26 protein-coding genes are annotated in these 24,901 nt (G+C 62.9%); 10 read left to right on the top strand and 16 right to left on the bottom strand.

What is annotated here, in order from left to right; genetic code table 11:
* Positions 1–25: 25 nt before the first annotated feature.
* Positions 26–907 (bottom strand): IS1595 family transposase, encoded by an 882-nt coding sequence (locus tag P9272_RS14640; RefSeq protein ID WP_278161079.1) that lies wholly within the window; start codon positions 905–907, stop codon positions 26–28.
* A gap of 202 nt (positions 908–1,109) precedes the next feature.
* Between P9272_RS14640 and recA the strand changes: the two genes are divergently transcribed.
* Both recA and alaS read left to right on the top strand, forming a co-directional pair.
* The gene (gene recA, locus P9272_RS14635; protein ID WP_128257260.1) at positions 1,110–2,207 is read left to right on the top strand and encodes a recombinase RecA; all 1,098 of its coding nucleotides are present in this window, start codon (positions 1,110–1,112) and stop codon (positions 2,205–2,207) included.
* A gap of 432 nt (positions 2,208–2,639) precedes the next feature.
* Complete coding sequence (gene alaS, locus P9272_RS14630) at positions 2,640–5,309, top strand: alanine--tRNA ligase (protein ID WP_278161078.1); 2,670 nt, start codon at positions 2,640–2,642, stop codon at positions 5,307–5,309.
* Positions 5,310–5,552: 243 nt separating this feature from the next.
* On the opposite strand, the gene P9272_RS14625 is transcribed toward alaS, so the two are convergent.
* The 3 genes from P9272_RS14625 to P9272_RS14615 are packed head-to-tail and all read right to left on the bottom strand — an operon-like array spanning position 5,553 to position 8,133.
* On the bottom strand, positions 5,553–6,179 hold the full coding sequence (locus tag P9272_RS14625) for a glutathione S-transferase family protein (RefSeq protein ID WP_278161077.1): 627 nt from the start codon (positions 6,177–6,179) through the stop codon (positions 5,553–5,555).
* A gap of 4 nt (positions 6,180–6,183) precedes the next feature.
* Positions 6,184–6,918: a hypothetical protein gene (locus tag P9272_RS14620; RefSeq protein ID WP_278161075.1), complete on the bottom strand. Its 735-nt coding sequence runs from the start codon at positions 6,916–6,918 to the stop codon at positions 6,184–6,186.
* Positions 6,919–6,921: 3 nt separating this feature from the next.
* Positions 6,922–8,133, bottom strand: coding sequence for an NADP-dependent isocitrate dehydrogenase (locus tag P9272_RS14615; protein WP_278161074.1), 1,212 nt, complete (start codon positions 8,131–8,133; stop codon positions 6,922–6,924).
* Positions 8,134–8,340: 207 nt separating this feature from the next.
* Between P9272_RS14615 and P9272_RS14610 the strand changes: the two genes are divergently transcribed.
* From P9272_RS14610 to murI, 3 genes are all read left to right on the top strand, one after another.
* Positions 8,341–9,189 carry an RNA methyltransferase gene (locus P9272_RS14610; protein WP_278161073.1) on the top strand — a complete coding sequence of 283 codons (849 nt, stop codon included), beginning with the start codon at positions 8,341–8,343 and terminating at the stop codon, positions 9,187–9,189.
* A gap of 81 nt (positions 9,190–9,270) precedes the next feature.
* Positions 9,271–9,867, top strand: a complete 597-nt coding sequence (locus P9272_RS14605; protein WP_278161072.1) for a hypothetical protein — start codon at positions 9,271–9,273, stop codon at positions 9,865–9,867.
* Between the two features lie 181 nt (positions 9,868–10,048).
* Positions 10,049–10,849, top strand: coding sequence for a glutamate racemase (gene murI, locus P9272_RS14600; RefSeq protein ID WP_278161071.1), 801 nt, complete (start codon positions 10,049–10,051; stop codon positions 10,847–10,849).
* Here murI and P9272_RS14595 read toward each other — a convergent pair.
* On the bottom strand, positions 10,846–12,234 hold the full coding sequence (locus P9272_RS14595; RefSeq protein ID WP_278161070.1) for an RNB domain-containing ribonuclease: 1,389 nt from the start codon (positions 12,232–12,234) through the stop codon (positions 10,846–10,848). The genes murI and P9272_RS14595 overlap by 4 nt on opposite strands.
* Positions 12,235–12,426: 192 nt before the next feature.
* Between P9272_RS14595 and P9272_RS14590 the strand changes: the two genes are divergently transcribed.
* Positions 12,427–12,609, top strand: coding sequence for a DUF3008 family protein (locus P9272_RS14590; RefSeq protein WP_278161069.1), 183 nt, complete (start codon positions 12,427–12,429; stop codon positions 12,607–12,609).
* A 70-nt stretch (positions 12,610–12,679) separates the two neighbouring features.
* Here the strand turns inward: P9272_RS14590 and P9272_RS14585 are convergent, their stop codons facing one another.
* Positions 12,680–12,883, bottom strand: a complete 204-nt coding sequence (locus P9272_RS14585; protein WP_126060593.1) for a hypothetical protein — start codon at positions 12,881–12,883, stop codon at positions 12,680–12,682.
* Between the two features lie 370 nt (positions 12,884–13,253).
* On the opposite strand from P9272_RS14585, the gene rpsD reads away from it, so the two are divergent.
* From rpsD to P9272_RS14570, 3 genes are all read left to right on the top strand, one after another.
* On the top strand, positions 13,254–13,871 hold the full coding sequence (rpsD, locus tag P9272_RS14580; protein ID WP_040981269.1) for a 30S ribosomal protein S4: 618 nt from the start codon (positions 13,254–13,256) through the stop codon (positions 13,869–13,871).
* Between the two features lie 108 nt (positions 13,872–13,979).
* Entirely contained in the window at positions 13,980–14,870 is an 891-nt protein-coding gene (gene ttcA, locus P9272_RS14575) for a tRNA 2-thiocytidine(32) synthetase TtcA (RefSeq protein WP_278161108.1), read from the top strand.
* Positions 14,860–15,687, top strand: a complete 828-nt coding sequence (locus P9272_RS14570) for an inositol monophosphatase family protein (RefSeq protein WP_278161068.1) — start codon at positions 14,860–14,862, stop codon at positions 15,685–15,687. Before ttcA ends, P9272_RS14570 begins: the two co-directional genes overlap by 11 nt.
* A 48-nt stretch (positions 15,688–15,735) precedes the next feature.
* Here the strand turns inward: P9272_RS14570 and P9272_RS14565 are convergent, their stop codons facing one another.
* The 6 genes from P9272_RS14565 to P9272_RS14540 all read right to left on the bottom strand — a co-directional run bounded on the left by P9272_RS14565 (position 15,736) and on the right by P9272_RS14540 (position 22,400).
* Positions 15,736–17,004, bottom strand: coding sequence for a multidrug effflux MFS transporter (locus P9272_RS14565; RefSeq protein WP_278161067.1), 1,269 nt, complete (start codon positions 17,002–17,004; stop codon positions 15,736–15,738).
* Positions 17,005–17,162: 158 nt separating this feature from the next.
* Positions 17,163–17,498 (bottom strand): Grx4 family monothiol glutaredoxin, encoded by a 336-nt coding sequence (grxD, locus tag P9272_RS14560; RefSeq protein ID WP_040981263.1) that lies wholly within the window; start codon positions 17,496–17,498, stop codon positions 17,163–17,165.
* Positions 17,499–17,647: 149 nt separating this feature from the next.
* A complete protein-coding gene (locus tag P9272_RS14555; RefSeq protein ID WP_128257247.1) occupies positions 17,648–17,881 on the bottom strand; it encodes a BolA family transcriptional regulator in 234 nt (77 codons plus the stop codon).
* 110 nt (positions 17,882–17,991) lie between these two features.
* Positions 17,992–18,540 carry a hypothetical protein gene (locus P9272_RS14550; RefSeq protein WP_278161066.1) on the bottom strand — a complete coding sequence of 183 codons (549 nt, stop codon included), beginning with the start codon at positions 18,538–18,540 and terminating at the stop codon, positions 17,992–17,994.
* Between the two features lie 72 nt (positions 18,541–18,612).
* A complete protein-coding gene (purL, locus tag P9272_RS14545; protein WP_278161065.1) occupies positions 18,613–20,844 on the bottom strand; it encodes a phosphoribosylformylglycinamidine synthase subunit PurL in 2,232 nt (743 codons plus the stop codon).
* 146 nt (positions 20,845–20,990) lie between these two features.
* Positions 20,991–22,400 carry a PLP-dependent aminotransferase family protein gene (locus tag P9272_RS14540; RefSeq protein ID WP_128257244.1) on the bottom strand — a complete coding sequence of 470 codons (1,410 nt, stop codon included), beginning with the start codon at positions 22,398–22,400 and terminating at the stop codon, positions 20,991–20,993.
* Between the two features lie 91 nt (positions 22,401–22,491).
* On the opposite strand from P9272_RS14540, the gene P9272_RS14535 reads away from it, so the two are divergent.
* Positions 22,492–22,740 carry a DUF1127 domain-containing protein gene (locus tag P9272_RS14535; protein WP_128257243.1) on the top strand — a complete coding sequence of 83 codons (249 nt, stop codon included), beginning with the start codon at positions 22,492–22,494 and terminating at the stop codon, positions 22,738–22,740.
* Positions 22,741–22,844: 104 nt separating this feature from the next.
* On the opposite strand, the gene P9272_RS14530 is transcribed toward P9272_RS14535, so the two are convergent.
* Genes P9272_RS14530 through purS form a run of 4 tightly spaced genes read right to left on the bottom strand, consistent with a single transcriptional unit; the run spans position 22,845 to position 24,875 of the window.
* Positions 22,845–23,507 carry a Pr6Pr family membrane protein gene (locus P9272_RS14530; RefSeq protein WP_278161064.1) on the bottom strand — a complete coding sequence of 221 codons (663 nt, stop codon included), beginning with the start codon at positions 23,505–23,507 and terminating at the stop codon, positions 22,845–22,847.
* Between the two features lie 7 nt (positions 23,508–23,514).
* Positions 23,515–23,925, bottom strand: coding sequence for a hypothetical protein (locus P9272_RS14525; RefSeq protein ID WP_278161063.1), 411 nt, complete (start codon positions 23,923–23,925; stop codon positions 23,515–23,517).
* A 39-nt stretch (positions 23,926–23,964) separates the two neighbouring features.
* Complete coding sequence (purQ, locus tag P9272_RS14520; RefSeq protein ID WP_128257240.1) at positions 23,965–24,633, bottom strand: phosphoribosylformylglycinamidine synthase subunit PurQ; 669 nt, start codon at positions 24,631–24,633, stop codon at positions 23,965–23,967.
* Between the two features lie 2 nt (positions 24,634–24,635).
* The gene (gene purS / locus P9272_RS14515) at positions 24,636–24,875 is read right to left on the bottom strand and encodes a phosphoribosylformylglycinamidine synthase subunit PurS (RefSeq protein ID WP_278161062.1); all 240 of its coding nucleotides are present in this window, start codon (positions 24,873–24,875) and stop codon (positions 24,636–24,638) included.
* Positions 24,876–24,901: the final 26 nt, after the last annotated feature.

The following is a 24,901-nucleotide window of genomic DNA, read 5'->3' as shown; positions in this document are numbered from 1 at the left end:
AGGGCGATGGCGACCAAGCCACCGCTCACGGTCCCGGGCGCGGGAACGATTGCAGCAAAAGGTCAAGCATCAAGTGCGGATGCTTCCGCAGGTTCTGCCGGAACTCGAACTCCCAAAGGTAGCTCTGCAACCACTTCTCCGAAACGGCCACGTAAGTCCCGCGCATAGAGCGCTTAACGTGCGACCAGAACGCTTCGATGTTGTTGGTGTGGACTGCACCGTTCACGTACTCGCCGGCACTGTGGTTGACGGTGCCATGAAGATAGCCAATCTCTGACAGTTCGCGGAACGCGCCAGCCTCATCGGTGGCGATGCGAGAGCCGGGCTTAACCCAAGCGAAGATCGCCGGCATGACATGCTTGCGGCCACGGCCCGGCAGGATGCGGGTGATAACCTCACCGCCCCGTTCGATGGCACCGAAAACGACCGTCTTGTCGTCCTCGCCCATCTTGTCCTTGCCGCCGTAAAACATCTTGTCGGCTTCAACGATGCCGCCGTCCTTGCCACCAAGCGGAGTGTCACCGTCAACGTAGCCCATGTACTGGCGGATCAGATTGCACATGCGCCAAGCGGTCTTGTAGGTCACGCCGATAGTGCGCTGGACTTCCTTAGCCGACACGCCGTTGCGGGACGCGCAGAACAGGAACATGACGGTGTACCAGTCGCGCAAGGACGTGCGCGTGGCTTCAAACGGCGTGCCAGCGGTCGGATAGACCTGATTGCCGCAGAACTGGCATTCGTAGCAACGGCGAGCCTTCACGCGGTGGAAGCCAGCTTCCTTGCCGCACTTGGCGCAAACGTGCCGCTTGCCGTACCGCGTCGCCATGAGGTGATCGAGGCACGAATCATCGGTCGGGAACCGTTCGAGGAACGATTTGAGGGTTTCGGGTTTAGGGGTCGTGCTCATGCGACAACATATAGCACTTCATGCTACATGTTTCAAGGGGATACATCTGCCCTATCCCTGGTGAGACAAAAATAGAACAAATCCAGATATTGATTGTGTTTCAGATATTTGCCGCCTCTTGCCAAATGAGAACAAAAAAGGTACAAAACAGCAGGGATCACGGATTGTCCGGCCTTCATTGACGACCAAGGGGTGATGTATCATGGCTCAGAATACTTTGCGGCTTGTAGAGGATAAGGCAGTGGACAAATCAAAGGCTCTGGATGCGGCGCTGTCGCAAATCGAGCGCGCTTTCGGCAAGGGCTCGATTATGCGGCTCGGCGCCAACGAGCAGGCGGTCGAGATCGAAACCGTACCGACCGGCTCGCTCGGCCTCGATATCGCGCTCGGCGTAGGTGGCCTGCCGCGCGGCCGTATCGTCGAGATCTACGGCCCGGAAAGCTCGGGCAAGACGACGCTGGCGCTGCACACGGTTGCGGAAGCGCAGAAGAAGGGCGGCATCTGCGCCTTCGTCGATGCCGAGCACGCGCTCGATCCGGTCTATGCCCGCAAGCTCGGCGTTGACCTAGAAAACCTGCTGATCTCGCAGCCCGATACCGGCGAGCAGGCGCTGGAAATCTGCGACACGCTGGTGCGTTCGGGTGCCATCGACGTTCTGGTGGTCGATTCGGTCGCGGCACTGACGCCGCGCGCTGAGATCGAGGGCGAGATGGGCGACGCGCTGCCGGGTCTCCAGGCTCGTCTGATGAGCCAGGCGCTGCGCAAGCTGACTGCCTCTATCTCGCGCTCCAACACCATGGTCATCTTCATCAACCAGATTCGCATGAAGATCGGCGTCATGTTCGGCTCGCCAGAGACCACGACCGGCGGCAATGCGCTGAAATTCTACGCCTCGGTGCGCCTCGACATCCGCCGCATCGGCTCGGTCAAGGACCGCGACGAGGTCGTCGGCAACCAGACCCGTGTCAAGGTGGTCAAGAACAAGCTGGCTCCGCCCTTCAAGGTGGTGGAGTTCGACATCATGTATGGCGAAGGCGTGTCGAAGACCGGCGAGCTTGTCGATCTCGGGGTCAAGGCCGGCGTGGTCGAGAAGTCGGGCGCCTGGTTCTCCTATAATTCGCAGCGTCTCGGCCAGGGTCGAGAGAACGCAAAATTGTTCCTGCGCGACAATCCCGACACGGCACGCGAGATCGAGATGGCGCTTCGGCAGAATGCAGGGCTGATCGCCGAGAAATTCCTCGAGAATGGCGGCTCCGAAGGCGGGGACGACGGTTTCGGGGACGAAGCCGGTGCCATGTAGTCCGGTTCCAGGAAGTTCGCGCAGCGGTTTCCTGTTCTGGATTGTGCGAAAGCAATTCGTCGGCTTAGCCGGAGTTCGGCCACAATCCTGGTTTATTTGGTTATGCTTATGTAATTGAGTTCTTAAGTAATGCGTACCCCGAGCCGCCGGCCTTCGCGCCGGCGGTTTTGCGTTTCGGGTAGCGTCGAGCGGCCGACGGAATTGGCCTAAAGCGCGTCGCGATGTTTCAGATTCGCTCCATGCGCTTTAGGTCTTTGGTTTTACGCATGTCTTTATCCCCGAAACCGGTTCCCACTTTCGGGAGACGTGCTTTAACTCCGTGTTTCTGGACAGGCTCAAGAGCTATCGCTAAAAGGCCCATCTATCTCTGAAATATCAGAGCCCATTTGCCGCCGGCCGGGCCGGCGGTTCTTGCGAAAAAGGCAGTGTGCAATGAGTGGCGTGAACGACATCCGGTCGACATTCCTCGACTACTTCCGCAAGGAGGGCCACGAGATCGTCGCCTCCAGTCCGCTGGTGCCACGCAACGATCCCACGCTGATGTTCACCAACGCCGGCATGGTGCAGTTCAAGAACGTCTTCACCGGCCTGGAGAAGCGACCTTATTCGCGCGCCGCGACCGCGCAGAAGAGCGTGCGCGCCGGCGGCAAGCACAATGACCTCGACAATGTCGGCTACACCGCGCGCCATCTCACCTTCTTCGAGATGCTCGGCAATTTCTCGTTCGGCGACTATTTCAAGGAGCGCGCGATCGAGCTTGCCTGGAACTTGATCACCAAGGGTTTTGGGCTCAAGAAGGACAAGCTGCTTGTCACCGTCTATCACACCGACGATGAGGCGGCCGGGTACTGGAAGAAGATCGCCGGCTTCTCCGATGACCGCATCATCCGCATTCCGACCTCGGACAATTTCTGGGCGATGGGCGACACCGGCCCGTGTGGTCCCTGCTCGGAAATCTTCATCGACCGCGGCGAGCATATCTGGGGCGGACCGCCCGGCAGCCCGGAGGAGGATGGCGACCGGTTCCTGGAATTCTGGAACCTGGTGTTCATGCAGTACGAACAGGTCACCAGAGAGGAGCGCATCGACCTGCCGCGCCCCTCGATCGACACCGGCATGGGCCTGGAGCGCATGGCCTCCATCCTGCAGGGCGTCGAAAGCGTCTTCGACACCGATCTGTTCAAGCATCTGATCGATGCGGCGTCCTCCGCGCTCGGCCAAGGGCCGAACCAGGAGAACGTGGCGTCGTATCGGGTTATCGCGGATCACCTGCGCTCGTCCTCCTTCCTTGTGGCGGATGGCGTGCTGCCCTCCAACGAAGGCCGAGGCTATGTGCTGCGCCGCATCATGCGCCGCGCCATGCGCCACGCGCAGCTGCTTGGCGCCAAGGAGCCGCTGATGTGGCAGTTGGTGCCGGCGCTGGTGCGTGAGATGGGCCAGGCCTATCCCGAGCTGGTGCGTGGCGAGGCGCTGATCGCCGAGACGCTGAAGCTCGAGGAAACACGTTTCCGCAAGACGCTGGTGCGCGGCCTCGGCCTGCTTTCGGACGCGACCGAGACGCTCAAGGCCGGCGACATGCTGGACGGCGAGACGGCCTTCAAGCTTTACGACACCTACGGCTTCCCGCTCGATCTGACGCAGGACGCGCTGCGCCAGCGCAGCATCTCGGTCGATATCGCCGGTTTCACCAACGCGATGGAGCGGCAGAAGGCCGAGGCGCGCGCGCATTGGGCGGGCTCGGGCGAGGCCGCGACCGAAACGGTCTGGTTCTCGGTGCGCGAAAAGACCGGCGCAACCGAATTCCTCGGCTACGAGACTGAAGCTGCGGAAGGCATCGTCCAGGCGCTGGTCAAGGACGGCAAGACCATAGACAGTGCCTCTCAGGGCGACGCGGTCGCCGTGGTCGTCAACCAGACGCCGTTCTACGGCGAATCCGGCGGCCAGATGGGCGACACCGGCGTCATCTCCGGCGACGGCTTCTCGATCGAGATTTCCGACACGCAGAAGAAGGCGGATGGCCTGTTCGTTCACATCGGCAAGGTGGTGAGCGGTACGGTGAAGACGGGCGCCGCCGTCGAGCTGAAGGTCGACCACGCCCGCCGCTCGAAGCTGCGCGCCAATCATTCCGCGACGCATCTGATTCACGAGGCGCTGCGCGAGGTGCTGGGCACCCATGTGGCGCAGAAGGGTTCGCTGGTCGCGCCCGACCGCCTGCGCTTCGACATCTCCCACAACAAGCCGATCTCGCCTGATGACCTCGAGGAGGTCGAGCGCATGGCAAACGAGATTGTCGTGCAGAACAGCCCGGTGACGACGCGGCTGATGTCGGTCGACGACGCGATCGCCGAGGGCGCCATGGCGCTGTTCGGCGAGAAATATGGCGACGAGGTGCGCGTCGTGTCGATGGGCACCGGCCTGCATGGCGCCAAGGCCAATCGCCCCTATTCCGTCGAGCTTTGCGGCGGCACGCATGTCCGCTCGACCGGCGACATCGGCCTGGTGCGCATCCTCTCGGACAGCGCAGTGGCGGCTGGCGTGCGCCGCATCGAGGCGCTGACCGGCGAGGCGGCGCGCAAGCATCTGGACGAGCAGGACAGGCGCCTGAAAGCCGCGGCGGCGACCTTGAAAATTGCGGCGGCCGATGTGCCGTCACGCGTCGAGGCGCTGCTTGAAGAGCGCAAGAAGCTAGAAAAGGAACTGACCGAAGCGCGGAAGAAACTGGCGCTGGGCGGCGGTTCGGCCGTTGCCGATGCCCCGGCTGCGAATGAGACCGTCGCCGGCGTCGGTTTCCTCGGCAAGGCTGTCAGCGGCGTGGCGCCAAAGGACCTGAAGCCGCTAGCGGACGCCGGCAAGAAGACGCTCGGCTCCGGCGTGGTGGTCTTTGTCGGCGCCGGCGAGGACAACAAGGCGAGCGTGGTCGTCGGCGTCACCGAGGACCTGACCGGCCGCTTCAGTGCCGTCGATCTCGTCCGCGTCGCGTCGGCCGCGCTTGGCGGGCAGGGCGGCGGCGGGCGGCCAGACATGGCCCAAGCCGGCGGCCCGGATGCCTCCAAGGCCAATGATGCGATCGCAGCGGTAAAGGCGGCGCTCGAGGCGGCATAAGCTGGTTGGCTTAGCGTAGGCCGGCTCCTAATTCTGCGAGGTCAGCGCTGCCCTTCATCTGGCTGCCGCCATCTTCTCCCCGGTGAACGGGCAGAAGGGCGCTGTCATCGCGGCTTTCGCAAATCGCCGGCGTTGCACCCGCTTCTTGCTCCCCTCGTTCACGTGGTGAAATCCCCGGTTCACCCTCCGTAGCTGCAGCGAAGGAGGGCAGGGCAATGAGGGGCAGCGCCGACGCTGAGCGCGCTACGCGACTTTTTCCGTATTCATAAAGGTCAGGCGTTCAGCTATCCGCGCATACCAATCGCGCATCTCCGCGAACCGTGCCAGCAGATCGCGCCCTTCCTCGACCTTTAGGAAATAGGCAATGATCGGCGCAGCGTGCAGGTCGGCCAGCGTCAGCTGCTCGCCGAGCAGCCAAGGTCCCCTTGCCTTCAGCGATGTCACTACCTTGAGCACCGTCTCGGCCTGGCGGAGCCCGCCGGCAATCAGCGCCTCGTCCGGCGGCATCTTCTCCAGCCGCTCGACCGCCACATCCCAGACCATGGCGCGGTAGCCATAGGCGTCGAGCATGCCGATGATCTGGTTCATCCTGGCACGGCCGTGGGCGTCGGCCGACTGCAGGGCCGGACCATCGAAGGCTTCGTCGACATAGCGTGTGATGGCGCCCGTCTCGAACAGACGGAAGCCGTCATGCTCGAAGGCCGGGATGCGGCCGAACGGGTGAAGCTCCAGATACCAGGCCGGAATTCCCTCGGGGGCGAAGATGTCGAGCGGGACAAGCTCGTAGTCGACGCCCTTTTCCTCCAGCGCTAATCGCGCGATGCGCACATAGACACTGTAGTCGGCGCCGTAGAGGATCGGCTTTGCCATTTTGCTATTCCTCTTTGTCTTGGCTGTCCCGTATCCAGACACGCAGCGGGCCGGTGGCCTCAAAGCCGCAGGCCAATGCTTCGTCCAGCCCCTCGCCGGCGTCATACCCGACCAGGGCGCGACTTCCAGCAAACGCATTGGCAGCCGCCCGCACCGCATTGCGATATATCGGACTGCCATCCGTAGCAAAGACATTTGACACCCTAGTCACCCGCTCGGATCTATTGGCTATGCAGCCGGCGGTGAAGCCGTTAGTCGTCCGTCGGCCAAGGACAGCGATGGCGGGGTCGGCCAGGACTGCTTTTGGAAAGACACGGCAGCTGGAGGGACTTGCGTGATCCGCCCAGGCAAATTCCCACATCTCCAAGCTGGCAGCGTCCTCAACACGTTCCCAACCCGAAGGCGTCGTCACCGGATGACTTAGGTCCATCCAGGTCCAGCTTGCCTCGAAGAGCTGACTGAACCCGAGCGGCTGGAGATCAAGACGGCAGAACCCATCCTTGACCGAAAAGCTGGCGGCAAGGACGGATGTCAGTCTGGCAATTTCCGCAAGTTGAACCGCTCCGGCATCGGCCTCCAGAGTGGCGACATTGGGGTAGTAGGGAGGTGCTTGCCCGTCGCTGGACCAGTAGGAGTCGCTTCTCCGGTCGCTTAGGCCATGCGCCTTGAAAATAGCCTGACAGAGATCGACATTGTTGCCAGCGCAAAGGCGAGCCCTTTTGCTGGCAACGCTCGACACTTCTCACCCCATGGCCTTCTGCAAATTCTCGTCGATCTTGTCGAGGAAGCCGGTGGTCGAAAGCCAGGGCTGGTCGGGGCCGATCAGCAGCGACAGGTCCTTGGTCATGAAGCCGCTCTCGACGGTCTGGATGCAGACTTTTTCCAGCGTTTCGGCGAAGCGCTTCAGCTCGGCATTGTCGTCGAGCTTGGCGCGGTGGGCGAGGCCGCGCGTCCAGGCGAAGATCGAGGCGATCGAATTGGTCGAGGTTTCCTCCCCCTTCTGGTGCTGGCGATAATGGCGGGTCACGGTGCCGTGCGCGGCTTCCGCTTCCACCGTCTTGCCGTCCGGCGTCATCAGCACCGAGGTCATCAGGCCGAGCGAGCCGAAGCCCTGCGCCACGGTGTCGGACTGCACGTCGCCGTCATAGTTCTTGCAGGCCCAGACATAGCCGCCGGACCATTTCAGGCTGGAAGCGACCATGTCGTCGATCAGGCGGTGCTCGTACCAGAGTTTCCTTGCCTTGAACTCGGCCTCGAATTCCTTGTCGTAGACTTCCTGGAAGATGTCCTTGAAGCGGCCGTCATAGGCCTTGAGGATGGTGTTCTTGGTCGACAAATAGACCGGGAAGTTGCGCAGGAGGCCATAGTTCAGCGAGGCGCGGGCGAACTCGCGGATCGACTCGTCGAGGTTGTACATGGCCATGGCAACGCCGGCGCCCGGCGCGTCATAGACCTCGTGCTCGATCACCTGGCCGTCCTCGCCGACGAACTTGATCGTCAGCTTGCCCTTGCCGGGGAAGCGGAAGTCGGTGGCGCGATACTGGTCGCCAAAGGCGTGACGACCAACGACGATCGGCTTGGTCCAGCCCGGCACCAGGCGCGGCACGTTCTTCATGATGATCGGCTCGCGGAAGATGGTGCCGCCGAGGATGTTGCGGATGGTGCCGTTGGGCGACTTCCACATCTTCTTCAGCTTGAACTCCTCAACGCGCGCTTCGTCGGGAGTGATCGTCGCGCATTTCACGCCGACGCCCCATTTCTTGATGGCGTTGGCCGAGTCGATCGTCACCTGGTCGTTGGTGGCGTCGCGGTGCTCGATGCCGAGGTCGTAATATTCAAGCTTCAGATCGAGATAGGGGTGGATCAGCTTGTCCTTGATGAACTGCCAGATGATGCGGGTCATCTCGTCGCCGTCGAGCTCGACGACCGGGTTCGCCACCTTGATCTTCGCCATGGAAAGAGTGCCTCGTTGCTGGGGAACTGAACGGCCTTGCCCGCATGGTTTCGGCCGGGGATGCGGAGCGTATATCAAAGGCGTTTTCGGCGCGCAAACCACGATCCACGCCGGGATCGACGTGTGCCGCCGTTGTGAATGCTTCATTTTCCGGTCCGGATGTGGCAGGGGACGCCGAAACGCCGCAAACCCCGGTTACCCATAGCCATGCCAGCCATCGAAGATAGAGCCAACACCACATCCGCCGGACCGGCGATCATCCTGGTCGAGCCGCAACTCGGCGAGAATATCGGCATGGTCGCGCGGGCGATGGCGAATTTCGGCCTGTCCGAGCTCAGGCTGGTCAATCCGCGCGACGGCTGGCCGAGCGAGAAGGCGCGCGCGGCCGCCAGCCGCGCCGACCACGTCATCGACGCCACCCGGGTCTTCGACGATCTGGCGTCGGCCGTTGCCGACCTGAACTTCGTCTTCGCCACGACGGCGCGCGAACGCGACGGCTTCAAGCCTGTACGTGGCCCGGTGGAAGCGGGCAGGGCGCTCAGGGCACGCGTCGAGGCGGGCCAGCGCACCGGCATCCTGTTCGGGCGCGAGCGCTTTGGCCTCTATAATGACGAGGTCGGGCTCGCCGACGAGATCGTCACTTTTCCGGTCGATCCCGGTTTCTCCTCGCTCAACATCGCGCAGGCGGTGCTTTTGATGTCCTATGAATGGATGAAATCCGGCCTGGCCGACGAGACCCAGACCAATTTCTCCGGGCCGGAGCTGGTGCCGGCCACCAAGGAGCAACTGCACAGCCTGTTCGCCTATCTTGAGAACGCGCTCGAAGCGCGCGGTTACTTCCGTCCTGAGGAAAAGAAGCCGAAGATGGTCGACAATCTGCGCGCCGTATTGACGCGCGCGGGCTTTGCCGAGCCGGAGCTGAAGGTTCTGCGCGGCATCATCTCCTCGCTCGATCGGTTCTCACCGGCCATGCCGCGCGGCGACGGCTCGCCTGGCGATGATCCGAGGCGGCTGCCGGCGGCTGCGCGAAGTCGCGCCAAAGACGAAGAAAGTTAACATCGATAAGCTGTGAGCATTTGAAGTAACCGTTTTTTATTCGATTGTGCCTCATCCTTGCTGCGATAGTGGGGGCGGCACATGTTTACATCCAATATTGGCCGGCTGAGCTTTTTCCTTTACTCTCTCGGTCTCGCCGTCGCCGAAACCGTGGTGATCGTTGTCTGCATTGTCAGCACGATCGGTTTCCAAGGACTGATCAATTCGGGACCGGGCCCGGCGCGGCAGGGCATGGCAGGCGCCGTCCTGATTGCGTCGCTCATCTTTGTCGTGCTGCGCGGCAACCTCGCATCGCGCCGCACCCGCGACGCCAATGGACGCCGGTGGATCCTGTGGGCCTATGTCGCCCTTTCCACCGTCTATGCTCTTCTGCAAGCGGGCGTGCTGCTGGTCGTCAAATTCGACGATCCCGAGAGCATTCCGGGCGGGCTGAACCTGCTTGGGCTTTCGATATTCGGGCTCTGGTGCGCGATCCTCTGGGCGAAGTCTGTCGCCGGCAGCAATATCGATGAATTGACTGATGTTTTCGAGTTCGACGGCCCGCTTCCGGCATCGACACGCACTGCACGCACCGCTGTGCCCGCGCCACGTGCCGCGGCGTCAGCCGCACGCGTTCCGCCCGCGCCGCAGCCTTTCGGCAGGCCGTGCCCCGCCGGCTTCGGCAAACGCGGGATATGAATGAGCCTTGAAGCAGAACGATTTCAGCTTGGATCGATCTGAAATCTGAAGCCGACTCCAAATCCACGAGATGGAGACTGCGCAAAAGCTGCTCGCATTCGCCTCTTCAAGACCATGATCATCCGCGATAGAAGCGCGATCGATCCATCACGGATCGAATGCTTTTCACGGTCGGATGATAATGAGCGATCAATCAAGCCAGCGCCCCATCCTGATGTTCGATTCCGGCGTTGGCGGCCTGACCGTGCTGCGCGAGGCGCGCGTTCTGATGCCGGATCGCCGCTTCGTCTATGTCGCCGACGACGCGGCTTTTCCTTACGGCGCCTGGGAGGAACCGGCGCTCAAGGATCACATCCTTACGCTGTTCGGCAAATTGCTCGACCGTCTCCAGCCGGCGATTTCGGTGATTGCCTGCAATACCGCATCCACCCTGGTGATCGAGGCGCTACGCGACAAATTCCCCGGACATCCCTTTGTCGGCACGGTGCCGGCGATCAAGCCGGCCGCCGAGCGCACGCGATCCGGGCTTGTTTCGGTGCTGGCGACGCCCGGCACGGTGAAGCGCCAGTACACGCGCGACCTGATCAGCAAATGGGCGCAGAAATGCCATGTCCGCCTGGTCGGCAGCGACCGCCTGGCGGGGTTGGCCGAAGTCTATATGCGCCAGGGCTTTGTCGACGAAGAAGCCGTGCGCGCCGAAATCGCGCCCTGTTTCATCGAGCGCGAGGGCAACCGCACCGACATCGTGGTGCTCGCCTGCACGCACTATCCGTTTCTCGTCAACCGCATGCGCAAGACCGCGCCCTGGCCGGTCGACTGGATCGATCCGGCCGAAGCGATCGCTCGGCGCGCCATGTCGCTGCTCGAGCCGGTTGGAGAAACGTCCGGCGACAGCGAGCCTGATTTGGCCGTCTTCACATCCGGCAAAGTGGATTTCGCCACTCGGCGGCTGATCCAGGGCTTTGGACTGACCGCCCGCTAGGCCGCGGCAGGCTCGAAGACAATGCTGCGCTGATCCGGATCGGCCGAGACCAGTCTTAACGTGAGATCGTCGCCCTGCCTGAGCCCGTAGGCCTTCACGTTGGCAACGACAGGCATGTCGGCAAGCTGTGCGCGCACGCCATGATCGACGAAGTCGGTGACGACGGCCTTGAATGTCTCACCCTCGTGCCCCTTGAGCATGACCGCCTCGGCAAGGTCGATAGCCGCATGGTTGATCTGCGAGGCTCGGGCATCGCTTCGCCCCATTACCTTCGGCAATCTGGTGAAAGCGTCGCTCACGGCCTGCGGCACGGGCTGGCCGTTGGCGATTGCCAGCGTGCAGCGCACGACGTATCGGTCGGCCAACCGCCTGAGCGGCGCCGTGGCATGCGCATAGGTCGCGGCCATTGCCTCGTGCCAGGGCACAACACCTTCCTGGTAGGGCTGGTAGGACGCGCCGTTGCCCGCGCGGCGGATTTCCAGCATCAGTGCGGCCTGTTTCGGATCGGCCGGATCGAGTGTGCGCTGATAGTCGCGCAGGCTGGTGGAGGCCGGCCAGGAAAGGCCGAGCGCCTGTGCCGCGTTGCGCAGCCTCTGCACCTTGGATGCATCCGGCCCCGACATCACCCGGAACAGCCCGGTCTTGTGCGCCAGCATGGCATCGGCGATAGCCATGTTGGCGGCCAGCGAAAGCGCGGCGTTGTCCTGCTCGGATTGCAGCAGCGGCCTGAACGAAAGGCGGAACGTGCCGTCGGCGAGCCTCTCCACTTCCTGTTCCGGCGGGTCGACGCGCGAAGCGCCGCGGCCCTCTTCGTTTGCCGCCATGCGCCGCGCCAATTCCGTGAAGCCGGCCGGAACGTCGGAGGGTTGCACGCTGTCATAGGCGAGCTTGGCGCGGCTTTGGATGATGGCGCGCTCCGCGCCGTCCAGCTTCACCGCGCCGTCCCCGGCAACCCTGATCGTGAAGATGACTGAGGGACGCGGTCCATCGGGCAACAGGCTCGCCGCAGCCTCGGCAAGCACCGGCGGGTAGAGCCCGGCCTTGCCGTCCGGCAAATAAAGCGTCTCACCTCGGTTCCAGGCTTCGAGATCAATCGCGTCGCCGTCCTCGGCGAACCAGGCCACGTCGGCGATGGCATAATGCAAGAGGAGATCGCCGCCGCTCGCCTCGATAGAGAAGGCCTGATCAAGATCGGTGGAGCTCGCCGGATCGAGCGTGACGAAAGGCATCGCGGTGCGGTCGGCATGCTGGCTAGGCACACGCTTGGCCGCCGCTTCCGCCGCAGCCATCACCTCCGGCGGAAATCGATCCGGCACGTGGAACTCGGTGCGGATCTTCGCGAGGCCGGTAGAGAGGGCCTGTGAGGGATCGGTCAGCGATTTCATGCCGTTGTCCTACACTGGGGTTCCGGACACGGGAAGTCTGCCAGCGAAGGTCGGGCTTCCCGGGATTGAAGCTGCGGACGCCGGAACTGGCGCCGGAGCGCGGCGTTTCTACTCTATCTGATTGACGCAATTCCTGACGGAAAACGTTTCACACTTTTCCTGGAATTGGTCTCCAGCAAAGGAGAAACGACCATGCCCGCCACATCGCAAGCCCAGCAAAAGGCAGCCGGCGCAGCGCTTTCCGCCAAGCGGGGTGAGACCAAGAAGAGCGAGCTCAAAGGCGCGTCGCGTGAGATGTATGACTCCATGAGCGAAAAGCAGCTCGAGGAATTCGCCGAGACTAAGCGCAAGGGCCTGCCCAGCAAGAAGTCATAGATCGCGGGATCGGATGAAAAAGCCCGCGGTGTTGGCCGCGGGCTTCCGTCGAAGTCTTGCCGAAAGAAGGCTAGCGGCGCCACCAGCAGTATTTCGTCTTGTAGCGCACGACATGGCGGTGGCCGTGGCGCCAGACGACTCTTTTCTTCACCACGACGCGGCACACCTGCTTGTGGCCGTGCCAATGCCTGGCCATGGCCGGTTCAGGCGTCATGACCGCCATCGACCCAGCCAGGACGGCGGCTCCGGTCAGGGTAAGGAAGAATTTCTTCATGGGAATTCGCACTCCTCTGCTCCAGTCCCTTCATCATGTGCGGGCGTTCGCATCCGAAGACGCCGCATCCGCCCCCGATACCGCCGGCGTGCAACTTTCCGCCACATCCAGCGCCGCATGCAACGCAGGAATGGTATAGGCTTGCCCTCAATGTCGCCAGCCGCAAGCTTGACAGCGGTTAAATCTGTGTTTAACAGGCCCCCAAACACCGGGTGGCGACGCCCGGTGGTTTCTTTTGACGTGTCCCGTGGGTTTTCCGTCGCGTTGCGTGGAAAACCCTGTCAGGTCTCGAAAACGGAGGCCAGAGGAGGGCGCGTTTCCTTCACCCGGAGCCATGGGGTTTCGGGTATATTGTTTGAAAGGGAATGCGATGAGCAAGCGCGAATCCGCGAAATACAAGATCGACCGCCGTCTCGGCGAAAACATCTGGGGCCGCCCGAAGTCCCCGGTCAATAAGCGTGAATACGGCCCCGGCCAGCACGGCCAGCGCCGCAAGGGCAAGCTTTCCGACTTCGGCCTGCAGCTGCGCGCCAAGCAGAAGCTGAAGGGTCACTATGGCGACGTTTCGGAAAAGCAGTTCCGCAAGGTCTATGAAGAGGCCAACCGCCGCAAGGGCGACACCTCCGAGAACCTGATCGGCCTGCTGGAGTCGCGCCTCGACGCGATCGTCTATCGCGCCAAGTTCGTGCCGACCATCTTCGCCGCCCGTCAGTTCGTCAATCACGGACATGTCAACGTCAACGGCAAGCGCACCAACATCGGTTCGTATCGCTGCAAGCCGGGCGACGTGATCGAGGTGCGCGAGAAGTCGAAGCAGCTCGTGATCGTTCTGGAATCGGTCGCTCTCGCCGAGCGCGACGTGCCGGACTACATCGAAGCCGACCACAACAAGATGACCGCGACCTTCGCCCGCGTTCCGGGCCTGTCGGACGTTCCTTTCGCCGTGCAGATGGAACCGAACCTGGTCGTCGAATTCTACTCGCGCTGATCGGATCAATCAGCCGCAGCATCAAAGGCCGCCTCTCGGGGCGGCCTTTTCTTTGGCGGTCAGGTCCGCTAAGCCGGGCGCTGACAACGCGGAGCCAGCACCATGAACATGCTGCCAGATGTGAAATCCCTCGAGCCGATCGGCGACGATGCGGAAGGCGGTTTCCATCCGCTGTTCCGCGACGTCCCGTCCTCGGTCGAGTTCAACAAGCTGCGCAAGCGGCTGCTCAGGCTGACGCGCCAGGCGATCGAGGATTTCGCCATGGTGAGGCCCGGGGAGCGTTGGCTGGTGGCGCTTTCGGGTGGCAAGGATTCCTACGGCCTGCTCGCGCTTCTGCTCGACCTAAAATGGCGTGGCCTGCTGCCGGTTGAGCTGCTCGCCTGCAATCTCGATCAGGGCCAGCCGAATTTCCCGAAACACATCCTGCCCGACTATCTCAACGCCAACGGCATCGCGCATCGCATCGAATACCAGGATACCTATTCGGTGGTGACCGACAAATTGCCCGAGGGCAGCACCTATTGCTCGCTCTGCTCGCGGCTCAGGCGCGGGCATCTCTATCGCATTGCGCGCGAGGAGGGGTGTTCGGCGCTGGTGCTCGGCCACCACCGCGAGGATATCCTCGAGACCTTCTTCATGAACCTGTTCCATGGTGGCCGTCTCGCCGCCATGCCGCCCAAGCTTCTCAATGACGAGGGCGATGTCATGGTGCTGCGGCCGCTCGCCTATAGCGCAGAGGCCGACCTCGAAAGGTTCGCCAACGCCATGAAATTCCCAATCATCCCGTGCGATCTGTGCGGCAGCCAGGAAGGGCTGCAGCGCAACGCCATGAAGGCGATGCTCGACGATATCGAGAAGCGCATGCCGGGCCGCAAGGACACGATGATACGCGCCATGACCAATGTGCGGCCTTCGCACCTGCTCGACCGAAAACTATTCGATTTCGCCGCGCTCGATGCGCGACTCACCACAGGGCAAGATATTTCCGATGACATTTGACGACCGCGCGATCGACTGGCTGGCCGACCTTCTTGCCGAAGCGGCCACGACCGAAATCATGCCGCGTTTCCGGCGGCTGGGCGAGGGCGACGTGCGCCAGAAGACATCCGCCGCCGACCTCGTCACCGAGGCGGACGTCAATGCCGAAAGGCTGATCACCGCCAGGCTGCGGGAGCGCTATCCCGACGCCATGGTGGTTGGCGAGGAAGCGTGCTCCGATAACCCGGCGCTGCTCGCCGGCCTTGGCGATGCCGCGCTTGCCTTCGTCATCGATCCGGTCGACGGCACTTTCAACTTCGCCTCCGGCGTGCCGCTGTTCGGCGTCATGGGCGGCGTCGTCGTCAATGGCGAGACCGTAGCCGGCATCATCCACGATCCGGTCGGCAAGGATTGGCTAATCGGCGCCAAGGGCGCGGGCAGCCATATCCGCCACGCGCATGGCGCGCTGGAAAAGGTGCGCGTCGCGTCGCCGGTGCCGATGTCGCAGATGACCGGCGCCGTTTCCTGGCAGTTCCTCGAAGAGCCTGAGCGCTCGCGGCTCGCCCGCAACCAGACCAAGACGCTGTCGCAATTCGCCTATCGATGCGCGGCGCATGAATATCGGCTGCTTGCGAGCGGCCACGCGCATTTCGTGCTCTACAACAAGCTGATGCCCTGGGATCATCTGGCGGGCGCGCTGATCCATCAGGAAGCCGGCGGCCATGTCGCGCGCGTCGACGGCAGCGCCTACCTGCCGTCGCATGTCGACGGCGGCCTCCTGGTCGCGCCGGACAAGCACAGCTGGGAAGAGCTGCGTCGCGAGCTCTGGGCTGAATAGGAATAGACCGCGCGCCGGCCGGCGACCCCCCGGCCAGACAGCAGCAATCTAGTGCAAATCGGTGACATGCCCCGAAACAGGGGGATTATGGGGCTGGAACATCCTGCCCCGCTCGGCGATCAGGATCATCAGCAAGGCGGCAACCGAGACGCTGCAGAAGCCGGCGGCCAGAGGCGTGACCGTGCCGTTATAGGCCTGGCCGATCGCCGCGCCGATCAGGGCGCCGAGAAAAGTCTGCATGAAGCCCAGGATGGAGGCCGCCGTCCCGGCGAGTTCGCCGAGCGGCTCCATGGCCAGAGCGTTGAAATTCGCGCCCAGTCCGCCGAACGGCAGCATCGCGCCAGCAAAGAAAGTGACGAATAGCCAAAGCGGCATCTGCATCTCCAGCGAGACCACCAGCCAGGCAAGGCTGATGCACAGGAAGATGAGCAGCGCGCCCTGCGACAGGCGGCGCATGCCAATCTGTCCGACCAACCGCGAATTGAGATAGTTGGAGAAGGCAAGCACGGCGGCGACACCGGCAAAGATCAGCGGGAACAATTCGCCGACATGGAAGATGTCGATGTAGATCTGCTGCGCCGAGCTGATGAAGCCGAACATGGCGGCGAAGATGAAGGTGCTGGCGAAGGCATAGCAAAGCGTAAGCCGATTGGTGAGCACGATGCGGAAGCCGCCGACGACCGAGCTTACCGTGAGCGGCCGGCGATATTCCGCATGCAGCGTCTCCGGCAGGCGCAGCAGAGCCCAGGTCGAAACGATCAGCGCGCCGATGGCCATGGTCACGAAAATCCAGTGCCAACTGGCAAACAGCATCACGAACTGGCCGATGCCCGGCGCGATGACGGGGATGGCCATGAACACCATGAAGATCAGCGACATCACCTCGGCCATACGCCGGCCTTCGAACGTGTCGCGCACGATCGAGACGGCGATGACGCGGGTTGCGGCCGCACCGATGCCCTGGATGAGACGCCAGGTCAGCAACAGAGCGAAACCGGGCGCAATGGCGGCGGCAGCCGCGGCCACGACATAGACAACCAGGCCAAAGACCAGTGGCGCGCGGCGTCCGAAGCGATCCGAAATGGGACCGAACAAAAGCTGTCCGCCGCCAAAGCCAAGCATATAGGCGGTGATGACATATTGGCGGTGGTTCTCGCTCTCGACGCCAAGCGAGGCGCCGATCTGCTGCAGCGCAGGCAACATGATGTCGATTGCCAGGGAGTTGAGCGCCATCAGCGCTGCGCACAGCGCGATGAATTCCCAGCGCGGAATGGGCAAACTGCTTGCCCGTTGCGACGCTTCTACCTGCTTGTCCACGGCAAAGTCCGATCTTTCAAACGAACAAGCGCCGGCTTGCCGGCGCGCTGGTTCGTCTCATCCCCGCGATGCGGGTTCATAATTGCCGAGGTGGGGGCGGCCCCGGGCGATGCTTGCCGGCCGGAGGGTCAGCCTCTGCGCCGGCGAGCGCGATTGAATCAGGCAGCGCCTTTCACGCTGACGCCCTTTTCGACCAGGAAGTCCTGCAGCTCGCCAGCCTGGAACATCTCACGCACGATGTCGCAACCGCCGACAAATTCGCCCTTCACATAGAGCTGCGGGATGGTCGGCCAGTTGGAGTAGTCCTTGATGCCCTGGCGCAGTTCGGCCGAGTCGAGCACGTTCACGCCTTTGTAGTCGGCCCCGATGTAATCGAGGATCTGCACCACCTGGCCGGAGAACCCGCATTGCGGGAAGCCGGGCGTGCCCTTCATGAAGAGCACGACGTCGTTGCTCTTCACTTCATTGTCGATGTAGTCGCTGATGCCGGTCATGGACAATCCTTTCACGCCTGTGGGAGTCAGGCTCGAAACATGTCCATCAAATAAACCCATAGGGTGGCTGAAACAAGACGTTAGCCGTGACGCTACTTGAATGGCGCAAGGGATAACGCGATTTTGGGCCAAACCTGAGGGCGATGCGCTCAGTCCGGGACGCTGGTCTGCAGCGCCAGCGCATGCAGCACGCCGCCCATATTGCCCTTCAGCGCGTCATAGACCATCTGGTGCTGCTGGACACGGCTCTTGCCGCGGAAACTCTCGGCCACCACTTCGGCTGCGTAATGGTCGCCGTCGCCGGCGAGATCACGGATCGTCACCTTGGCGTCTGGAATGCCTTGCTTGATCAGTTTTTCGATGTCGTGGGCATCCATTGCCATGGCAAAATCCTGTCTCGTGCACGGGCAGCTAGGCAGCACCGGTATGATCTGACTCGCGAGCCTAAAGCCTTTCCGGCCCGGATTGAAGCCGTTCTGTCCGCGACAACGGCCTAAGAATTATCCTGCTTCGAATGGACTACGCCGTCCTCGGTGATGTCATCGCGGGTCGAGAAGGCCCGGCCAAGGCTGAAGGTCAGTATGTAGAGCGGAATGTTGATCAGCAGGCCTACGATCGGAAGATAGCTCGTCATTCGCCAGCCGGACGAGAAGAAGGGTTGGCCATAGCCGTCGCAGACCAGAGACGAGCCATAGTCCCAAGTCGCTCCGATGATCGCGGCAACGAGGAAGAGCTTGATGCAGGTCGCGATATGTCGTGTCCGCGCCGGCTGCGGCGCGAGCCTATCCCACAGCACCAGGCAGACGACCGGAACCGCGTAGATCAGTGTCTGCAGGACGAGCATCGGCAAAGCGGCGTTGGCCGCGGCAAGGAACTCGGCGCGGGTTTCCAGCCGCGGACAGACCTCGCTCGAGGTGGTCGACAGCAGCAGGAAAACGAACGGGCCGAGGAACCAGAAGAAGAACAGGGACGGCCAGAAGACGACTGCAACCAGGGCCCTGGCGGGTAAATCATGTCGCACAAAAAAGGATTCATGCGACATGATTTAGGTCTTTTGTCGCAAGCATGTCTTCTTCCCGAAACCGCTGCACACTTTCGGGAGACATGCTTCTGGTCAACTGGCCTGGTCCATGAAGCGCGGGAACCAGCCTTCATGGGCGGCCTTCAGCTCGCTCACCGGGATCGGCCGTGCGTCACCCAGCTTCAATTCGCGTCCGCCAGTCGTGCCGATCCAGGGGGCGAAGATGCCGAGCTTGCCCTGCTCCTGGCGGATCCTGTCCCATTCGCCGCTTTGCGGATCAGTCGACAGCGTCAGCAGGTAGCGGCCCTGGTCCTCGCCGAACCAGACCGGGATCGGATCGGTGCCGGTCAGCCCCGGAATGGTGGCGCCGATGCCGGAGGCCATCGCCATTTCGGCGAGCGCTATCGCCAGGCCACCGTCCGAGACGTCATGGGCGGCGGTGGCGATGCCGGAAGCGATCAGCGCGCGCACATGGTCAGCGACGCGCTTTTCATGCGCGAGATCGACGGGCGGCGGCGGACCGTCGGCGCGGCCATGGATGTCGCGCATATAGATCGACTGGCCGAGATGGCTGCCCCAGCTCGGTGGCGCGCCGACCAGCACGATCATCTGCCCCTCGGCGGCAAAGCCGATGCGGGCCATCTTCGACCAGTCGGCAATCAGCCCAACGCCGCCTATGGTCGGCGTCGGCAGGATGCCGCGGCCATTGGTTTCGTTGTAGAGCGAGACATTGCCGGAGACGATCGGGAAGCCCAGCGCGCGGCAGGCATCGCCGATGCCCTTAACGGCGCCGACGAACTGGCCCATGATCTCGGGCCGTTCCGGATTGCCGAAATTGAGGTTGTCTGTGGCGGCGAGCGGCAGCGCGCCGGTGGCGGTCAGGTTGCGCCAGCATTCGGCCACGGCCTGTTTGCCGCCTTCGTAAGGGTCGGCTTCGCAGTAGCGCGGCGTGACGTCGGAGGAGAAAGCGAGCGCCTTGGTCGGATGGCCTTCGACGCGCACCACCCCGGCATCGCCGCCCGGAAGCTGCAGCGAATTGCCCTGGATCAGCGTGTCGTATTGCTCCCACACCCAGCGGCGCGAGGAGAGATCCGGCCCTCCCAGCATTTTCAGCACCGCATCCGCGACATCCGCCTTCGGCACATCGTTTGCGGCCAGCGGCGCCGGCTTTTTCGCCTCGACCCAGGGGCGGTCATATTCCGGCGCCTGGTCGCCCAACTCCTTAATCGGCAGGTTGGCGACTTCGTCGCCCTGGTGGATGACGCGGAAGCGCAGATCGTCGGTGGTCTTGCCGACGATTGCGAAGTCGAGCCCCCATTTGCGGAAGATCGCCTCGGCTTCCTTTTCCTTTTCGGGGCGAAGCACCATCAGCATGCGTTCCTGGCTTTCCGACAGCATCATTTCATAGGCGCTCATGCGCTCCTCGCGCACCGGCACCTTGTCGAGATCGAGCTCGATGCCGAGATCGCCCTTGGCGCCCATCTCGACGGCCGAGCAGGTGAGACCGGCGGCACCCATGTCCTGGATGGCGATGACAGCGCCCGACGCCATCAATTCAAGGCAGGCTTCCAGCAGGCATTTCTCGGTGAAGGGATCGCCGACCTGCACGGTCGGGCGTTTCTCCTCGATCTTGTCGTCGAACTCGGCCGAGGCCATGGTGGCGCCGCCGACGCCGTCGCGTCCGGTCTTGGCACCGAGATAGACCACCGGCAGGCCGACGCCCTTGGCCTGCGACAGGAAGATGGCGTTGGTCTTGGCAAGGCCCGCCGCGAAGGCGTTGACCAGGATGTTGCCGTTGTAACGGGCATCGAAATTGACCTCGCCGCCGACCGTCGGCACGCCGAAGGAATTGCCGTAGCCACCCACGCCCGAAACCACGCCGGCGACCAGATGCCGGGTCTTGGGATGGTCCGGCGCGCCGAAGCGCAGCGCGTTCATCGCCGCAACCGGCCGCGCGCCCATGGTGAAGACGTCGCGCAGGATGCCGCCGACGCCGGTTGCCGCGCCCTGATAGGGCTCGATGTAGGAGGGGTGGTTGTGGCTCTCCATCTTGAAGACGACGCAATCGCCGTCGCCGATATCGACCACGCCAGCATTCTCGCCTGGACCCTGGATCACCTGCGGTCCGCTGGTCGGCAGGGTGCGCAGCCATTTCTTCGAAGACTTGTAGGAGCAGTGCTCGTTCCACATCGCCGAGAAGATGCCGAGCTCGGTGAAGCTTGGCTCGCGTCCGACCAGATCGAGGATGCGCTGGTATTCGTCGGGCTTCAGGCCGTGCGCGGCGACGAGCTCAGGGGTGATCGGCACGGAATTGGAAATGGTCATGAGCGGCGATTTTTGTCCGTGGGAAAGGGGAGTTTTCGAGTCCTCCTCTTATCGCAAGCTTTTCGCGCGATACACCCCATAGGATGACGAAAATGCCGGAAAACTGCGCCTGCCGGTGATGCGCAGGCCCGGAGCCCGAGGCTCGATCAGGAAAAACTGTCGTAGCCGGCGCGGCCTTCGTCGAGCAGGCGGCGGATGACGGCGACGCCGCCGGCGACATCCTTGCTTTGCCGCGGTTGCGAGACGCCGAAGCGCACGCCGTGAAAGACCTGCTCGGAGCGGCCGGCCTTGAACTCGTCCTCGTCGTCGATCAGCACGCCTTGCGCCAGGCAGGCATTCTTGAAGGTGCCGGACAGCCATGGATCGGGCAGGGTCAGCCAGGCGAAGGGCACGTTGTCCCTCGCCTTGAAGTCGAATCCTGCCAGCACGTCTCGCACGATAGCGAGGCGCGCCTGGATTTCGGCAATGCAGCGCTTGCGGATCTCGCCCGCCTGGCCCGACGTCACCAGCCGCGTGCCGACTTCGGCCAGCAGGAAGGGCAAGCCGCCGGTCATCATCTTATGGGCGACACGGATGCGGTGACGGTAGGCCGGCGGGCAGGAAAGCCACCCGCCGCGCACGCCAGCCGCGACCGACTTCGACAGGCCGCCTGCGACGATGGTGCGCTCGGGCGCATATTCGGCCAGCAGCGGAGTCGGATCGTCAGTGAGCTCGCCGTAAAGGTCATCCTCGATCAACGCGACATTGTATTCGCGCGCGATTTTCGCGATCGCCTGGCGCCGCTCCGCCGACAACGTCACCAGCGTCGGGTTCTTCGCGGTCGGCATCAGGAACATGACCTTTGGGTGTTTCTGCGCGCAGACGCGCTCGAAATCATCGGGGTCGATGCCATTGTCGTCGGTCGAAACCAGCGCGATGCGTCGTCCGATCAACCCCGCGCTGCGTGCGATCTGCGAATAGGTGAGGTGCTCGAAGACCACGTAGTCGCCGGGCATGGTCAGGGCCGCGATCGCCGCCATGACCGCGGCATGGGTGCCCAGCGTCGGCACGATCGAATCGGGCGAGGGGCGGAAAGCATTGCGCGCTAACCAGCGGCTGCCTGCCTCGTACCAGCGTTCGGGAAAATCGCGCGTGTAGCTCGATATTTCGTACGGATGTTCCTGGGCAGTGCGCGCCAGGATGTCGGCAATCACGGCACCTTGGCCGACATCGGGCGCGGCGGTGCTGTCGAAGCGCAGCTTGCCGCTCGGCGCGTCGATGGGGCGTGTGCCTTGCAAGCCAGATTCGACGTCAGGTTTCGGGGCTTCGGCGCGCTGGCCAAGCACATAGGTGCCGCGACCGACCTCGCCGCTCACCAGACCTCGTTCACGCAGCAGCTGATAGGCCCTGCCGATGGTGCCGACAGTCGTGCCGATGTCATAGGCGAGATCACGTTGCGGCGGCAGTTTCGCACCGGCGTCGATGACGCCCTTGTCGATATCCGACTCAATGCTGTCAGCTAGGCGCTGATAGAGCGGACCGGAGCCAGTGGAGAGGTCAGGGAGCCAATTTGTCATGGTGACAATTTTCTATATTGCAACGTGTGATGAGTCAATTCATATCGAGTCTGCGATTGGAAAGGTACAATCGAGACAAGGCAGAACGACAATGGATACAATCAAGACAATCCGCTACGCTCCCCGGGCTTTTGGCGCGCAGGCCGAGCCCTTGGCCCATCGCGGCTTTGTCGGCCGGATGGTGGTTGTTCTCCGTTCCATCGCCAGGCAGATTGACCGCATGCTCGAGCGGCGGCGCGGCCGCCTCGCGCTGCTGGAGATGACGGACGAGCAGCTCAAGGATATCGGCATCTCGCGCTGCGACGCCCACCGCGAAGGCATCAGGTCATTCTGGGAGTGATGACCTAGCGCGTCTCACCGTTTCACAGAAACGGTGAACGCACTATCCCGTTGTTTTTGCGCAATTCCGGAAGGAAAACCGCTCACACTTTTTCTGGAATTGCTCTATCGGCGGCCCGATTGGACGCGGGTTGCGGATTTTCCGCGCAACCGGCCGATGCCGTGATCGATCAGCACGGCAAGCACGCTCAAACCGATGGACAGGGTGGTGACGGCCACAGCCGAAACGGCGACGCTGGCCGCGCCATTCTTGGCCACGTCGAGGAACGGGTAGGGTACTTCGCCGGCGAAGTACCCGCGTATCAGCGCGTAGGCGAGATAGGCGAGCGGATAGATCATCCACCAGGAGATATCGCGCCAGCGCGTGCTGCCGTCGGCGCCCGAAGTGAGCCACCACACGACGAAGATGAACGGCGTGACATAGTGGAGCAGGATGTCGCAAAGCAGGAACAGGCCCTGTGGTTGCCAAAGCCCGGCCAGCACGGTCGCGTAGACGATGAAGACCAGCGTGATGGCGACGGCGATGCCGGCGCGAATGCGCTGCCCGGCGAAGGCCGGGAACCAGGCAAAGCCGCTGGGCGACAGCAGTGAAGCATGCACCATCACAGCGGCGATGTTGGTCAAGATGGTGAAGAAGCTGAAGAGAAAGACGATCGAGCCGAGCAGGCTGCGCCCGGCGGCCATCGACGCCGGAATGGTGATCGCGGCCTGCAAGAAGAGCCCGATAAGCCCGATACCCAGTCCCGCCATCTGCAGGAACCGGCTCATGGCAGGTTCACGCAGCAGCCGCGCAGGACGGGTTGCCTGCCTGCCAGCGGGCGATGTCCGCGCTGATGCGCGCGCCGAGCGGCTCGTTCATCAGTGGCCCAAAGACGTCGACGCGGCTGGAGTTGCCCTGCGCCTGCACGACCAGCAGCGGCTTGCCGCCATAATGCTTGGCGGGAACGAGCAGGAAGCGCGGCGTGCCGCTGTAGGAGTTGAGCTCGTTGGCCATTTGAAAGGCCTTGAAGGCCGGATCCTTGCTGGCGATCCAGCATTTATGCGCCGAGATGGCGACCTGTTCCATTGCAAGCAGCGAGGCGCTCTTGCCTGAGGCAACAGGCGTCGTCTTGGGGCTGGACTGGCAGGAAGCCAAGGCGAGCCCGGAGACGGCCAGGAGAGCAAGGCGAGCGATCGTCAGTCTCATGGTCAGTCCGCCCCAGCGTTCCGATAGCATATTAAAGGATCAAGCCGCGATGCCGAGGGCGCTTTCGAACAGCGCCCGGCCGTCATTGCCGCCATGCGCCGCTTCGATCAGGTTTTCAGGATGCGGCATCAGGCCAAGCACATTGCCCTTGTCGTTGACGATGCCGGCAATGTCGTTGATCGAGCCATTGGGATTGGTGCCTTCCGCATAGCGGAACACGACCTGGCCTTCGCCTTCGAGCCGGGCGAGCGTCTCGGCGTCGGCGAAGTAGTTGCCGTCGTGATGTGCAACCGGTGAGCGGATGATCTGCCCCGGCTTGTAGTGCCGGGTGAACATGGTGTTGGCGTTGGCGATCTCGAGCTTCACCTGACGGCAGACGAATTTCAGTGAGGCGTTGCGCATCAGCGCGCCGGGCAGTAGTCCCGCCTCGACCAGGATCTGAAAGCCGTTGCAGACGCCGATGACGGGCACGCCCTTGGCGGCCTTTTCGGCGACCGCTCGCATCACCGGCATGCGCGCCGCGATCGCGCCGCAGCGCAGATAGTCGCCGAACGAGAAGCCGCCGGGGATGGCGATCAGGTCGACATCGGGGATTTCGGTGTCGGTCTGCCACACAGTCGCCGGCGCCTGGCCGGAAATCTTGGTCAGCGCCGCGATCATGTCGCGGTCGCGGTTGAGGCCAGGCAGGAGGACGACGGCTGATTTCATTGTCAGGCGATCTCCACCGCGTAATTCTCAATCACCGTGTTCGCCAGAAGCTTGTCGCACATGGCCTTGAGATCGGCTTCGGCCTTGGCCTTGTCAGTTCCGGTGAGCTCGATGTCGAACAGCTTGCCCTGGCGAACCTGACCGACGCCGTCGAAGCCCAATCCAGAGAGGGCATGCTCGATCGCCTTGCCCTGCGGGTCGAGGACGCCGTTCTTGAGGGTCACGGTGATGCGGGCTTTCATCGATACTCCTAAGTGATGGATCAGGC

Source organism: Mesorhizobium sp. WSM4976, assembly GCF_029625685.1.
GTDB lineage: Bacteria > Pseudomonadota > Alphaproteobacteria > Rhizobiales > Rhizobiaceae > Mesorhizobium.
Note: the sequence above shows the minus strand (reverse complement) of the source record. Positions and strands in the feature narration are given on the sequence as shown.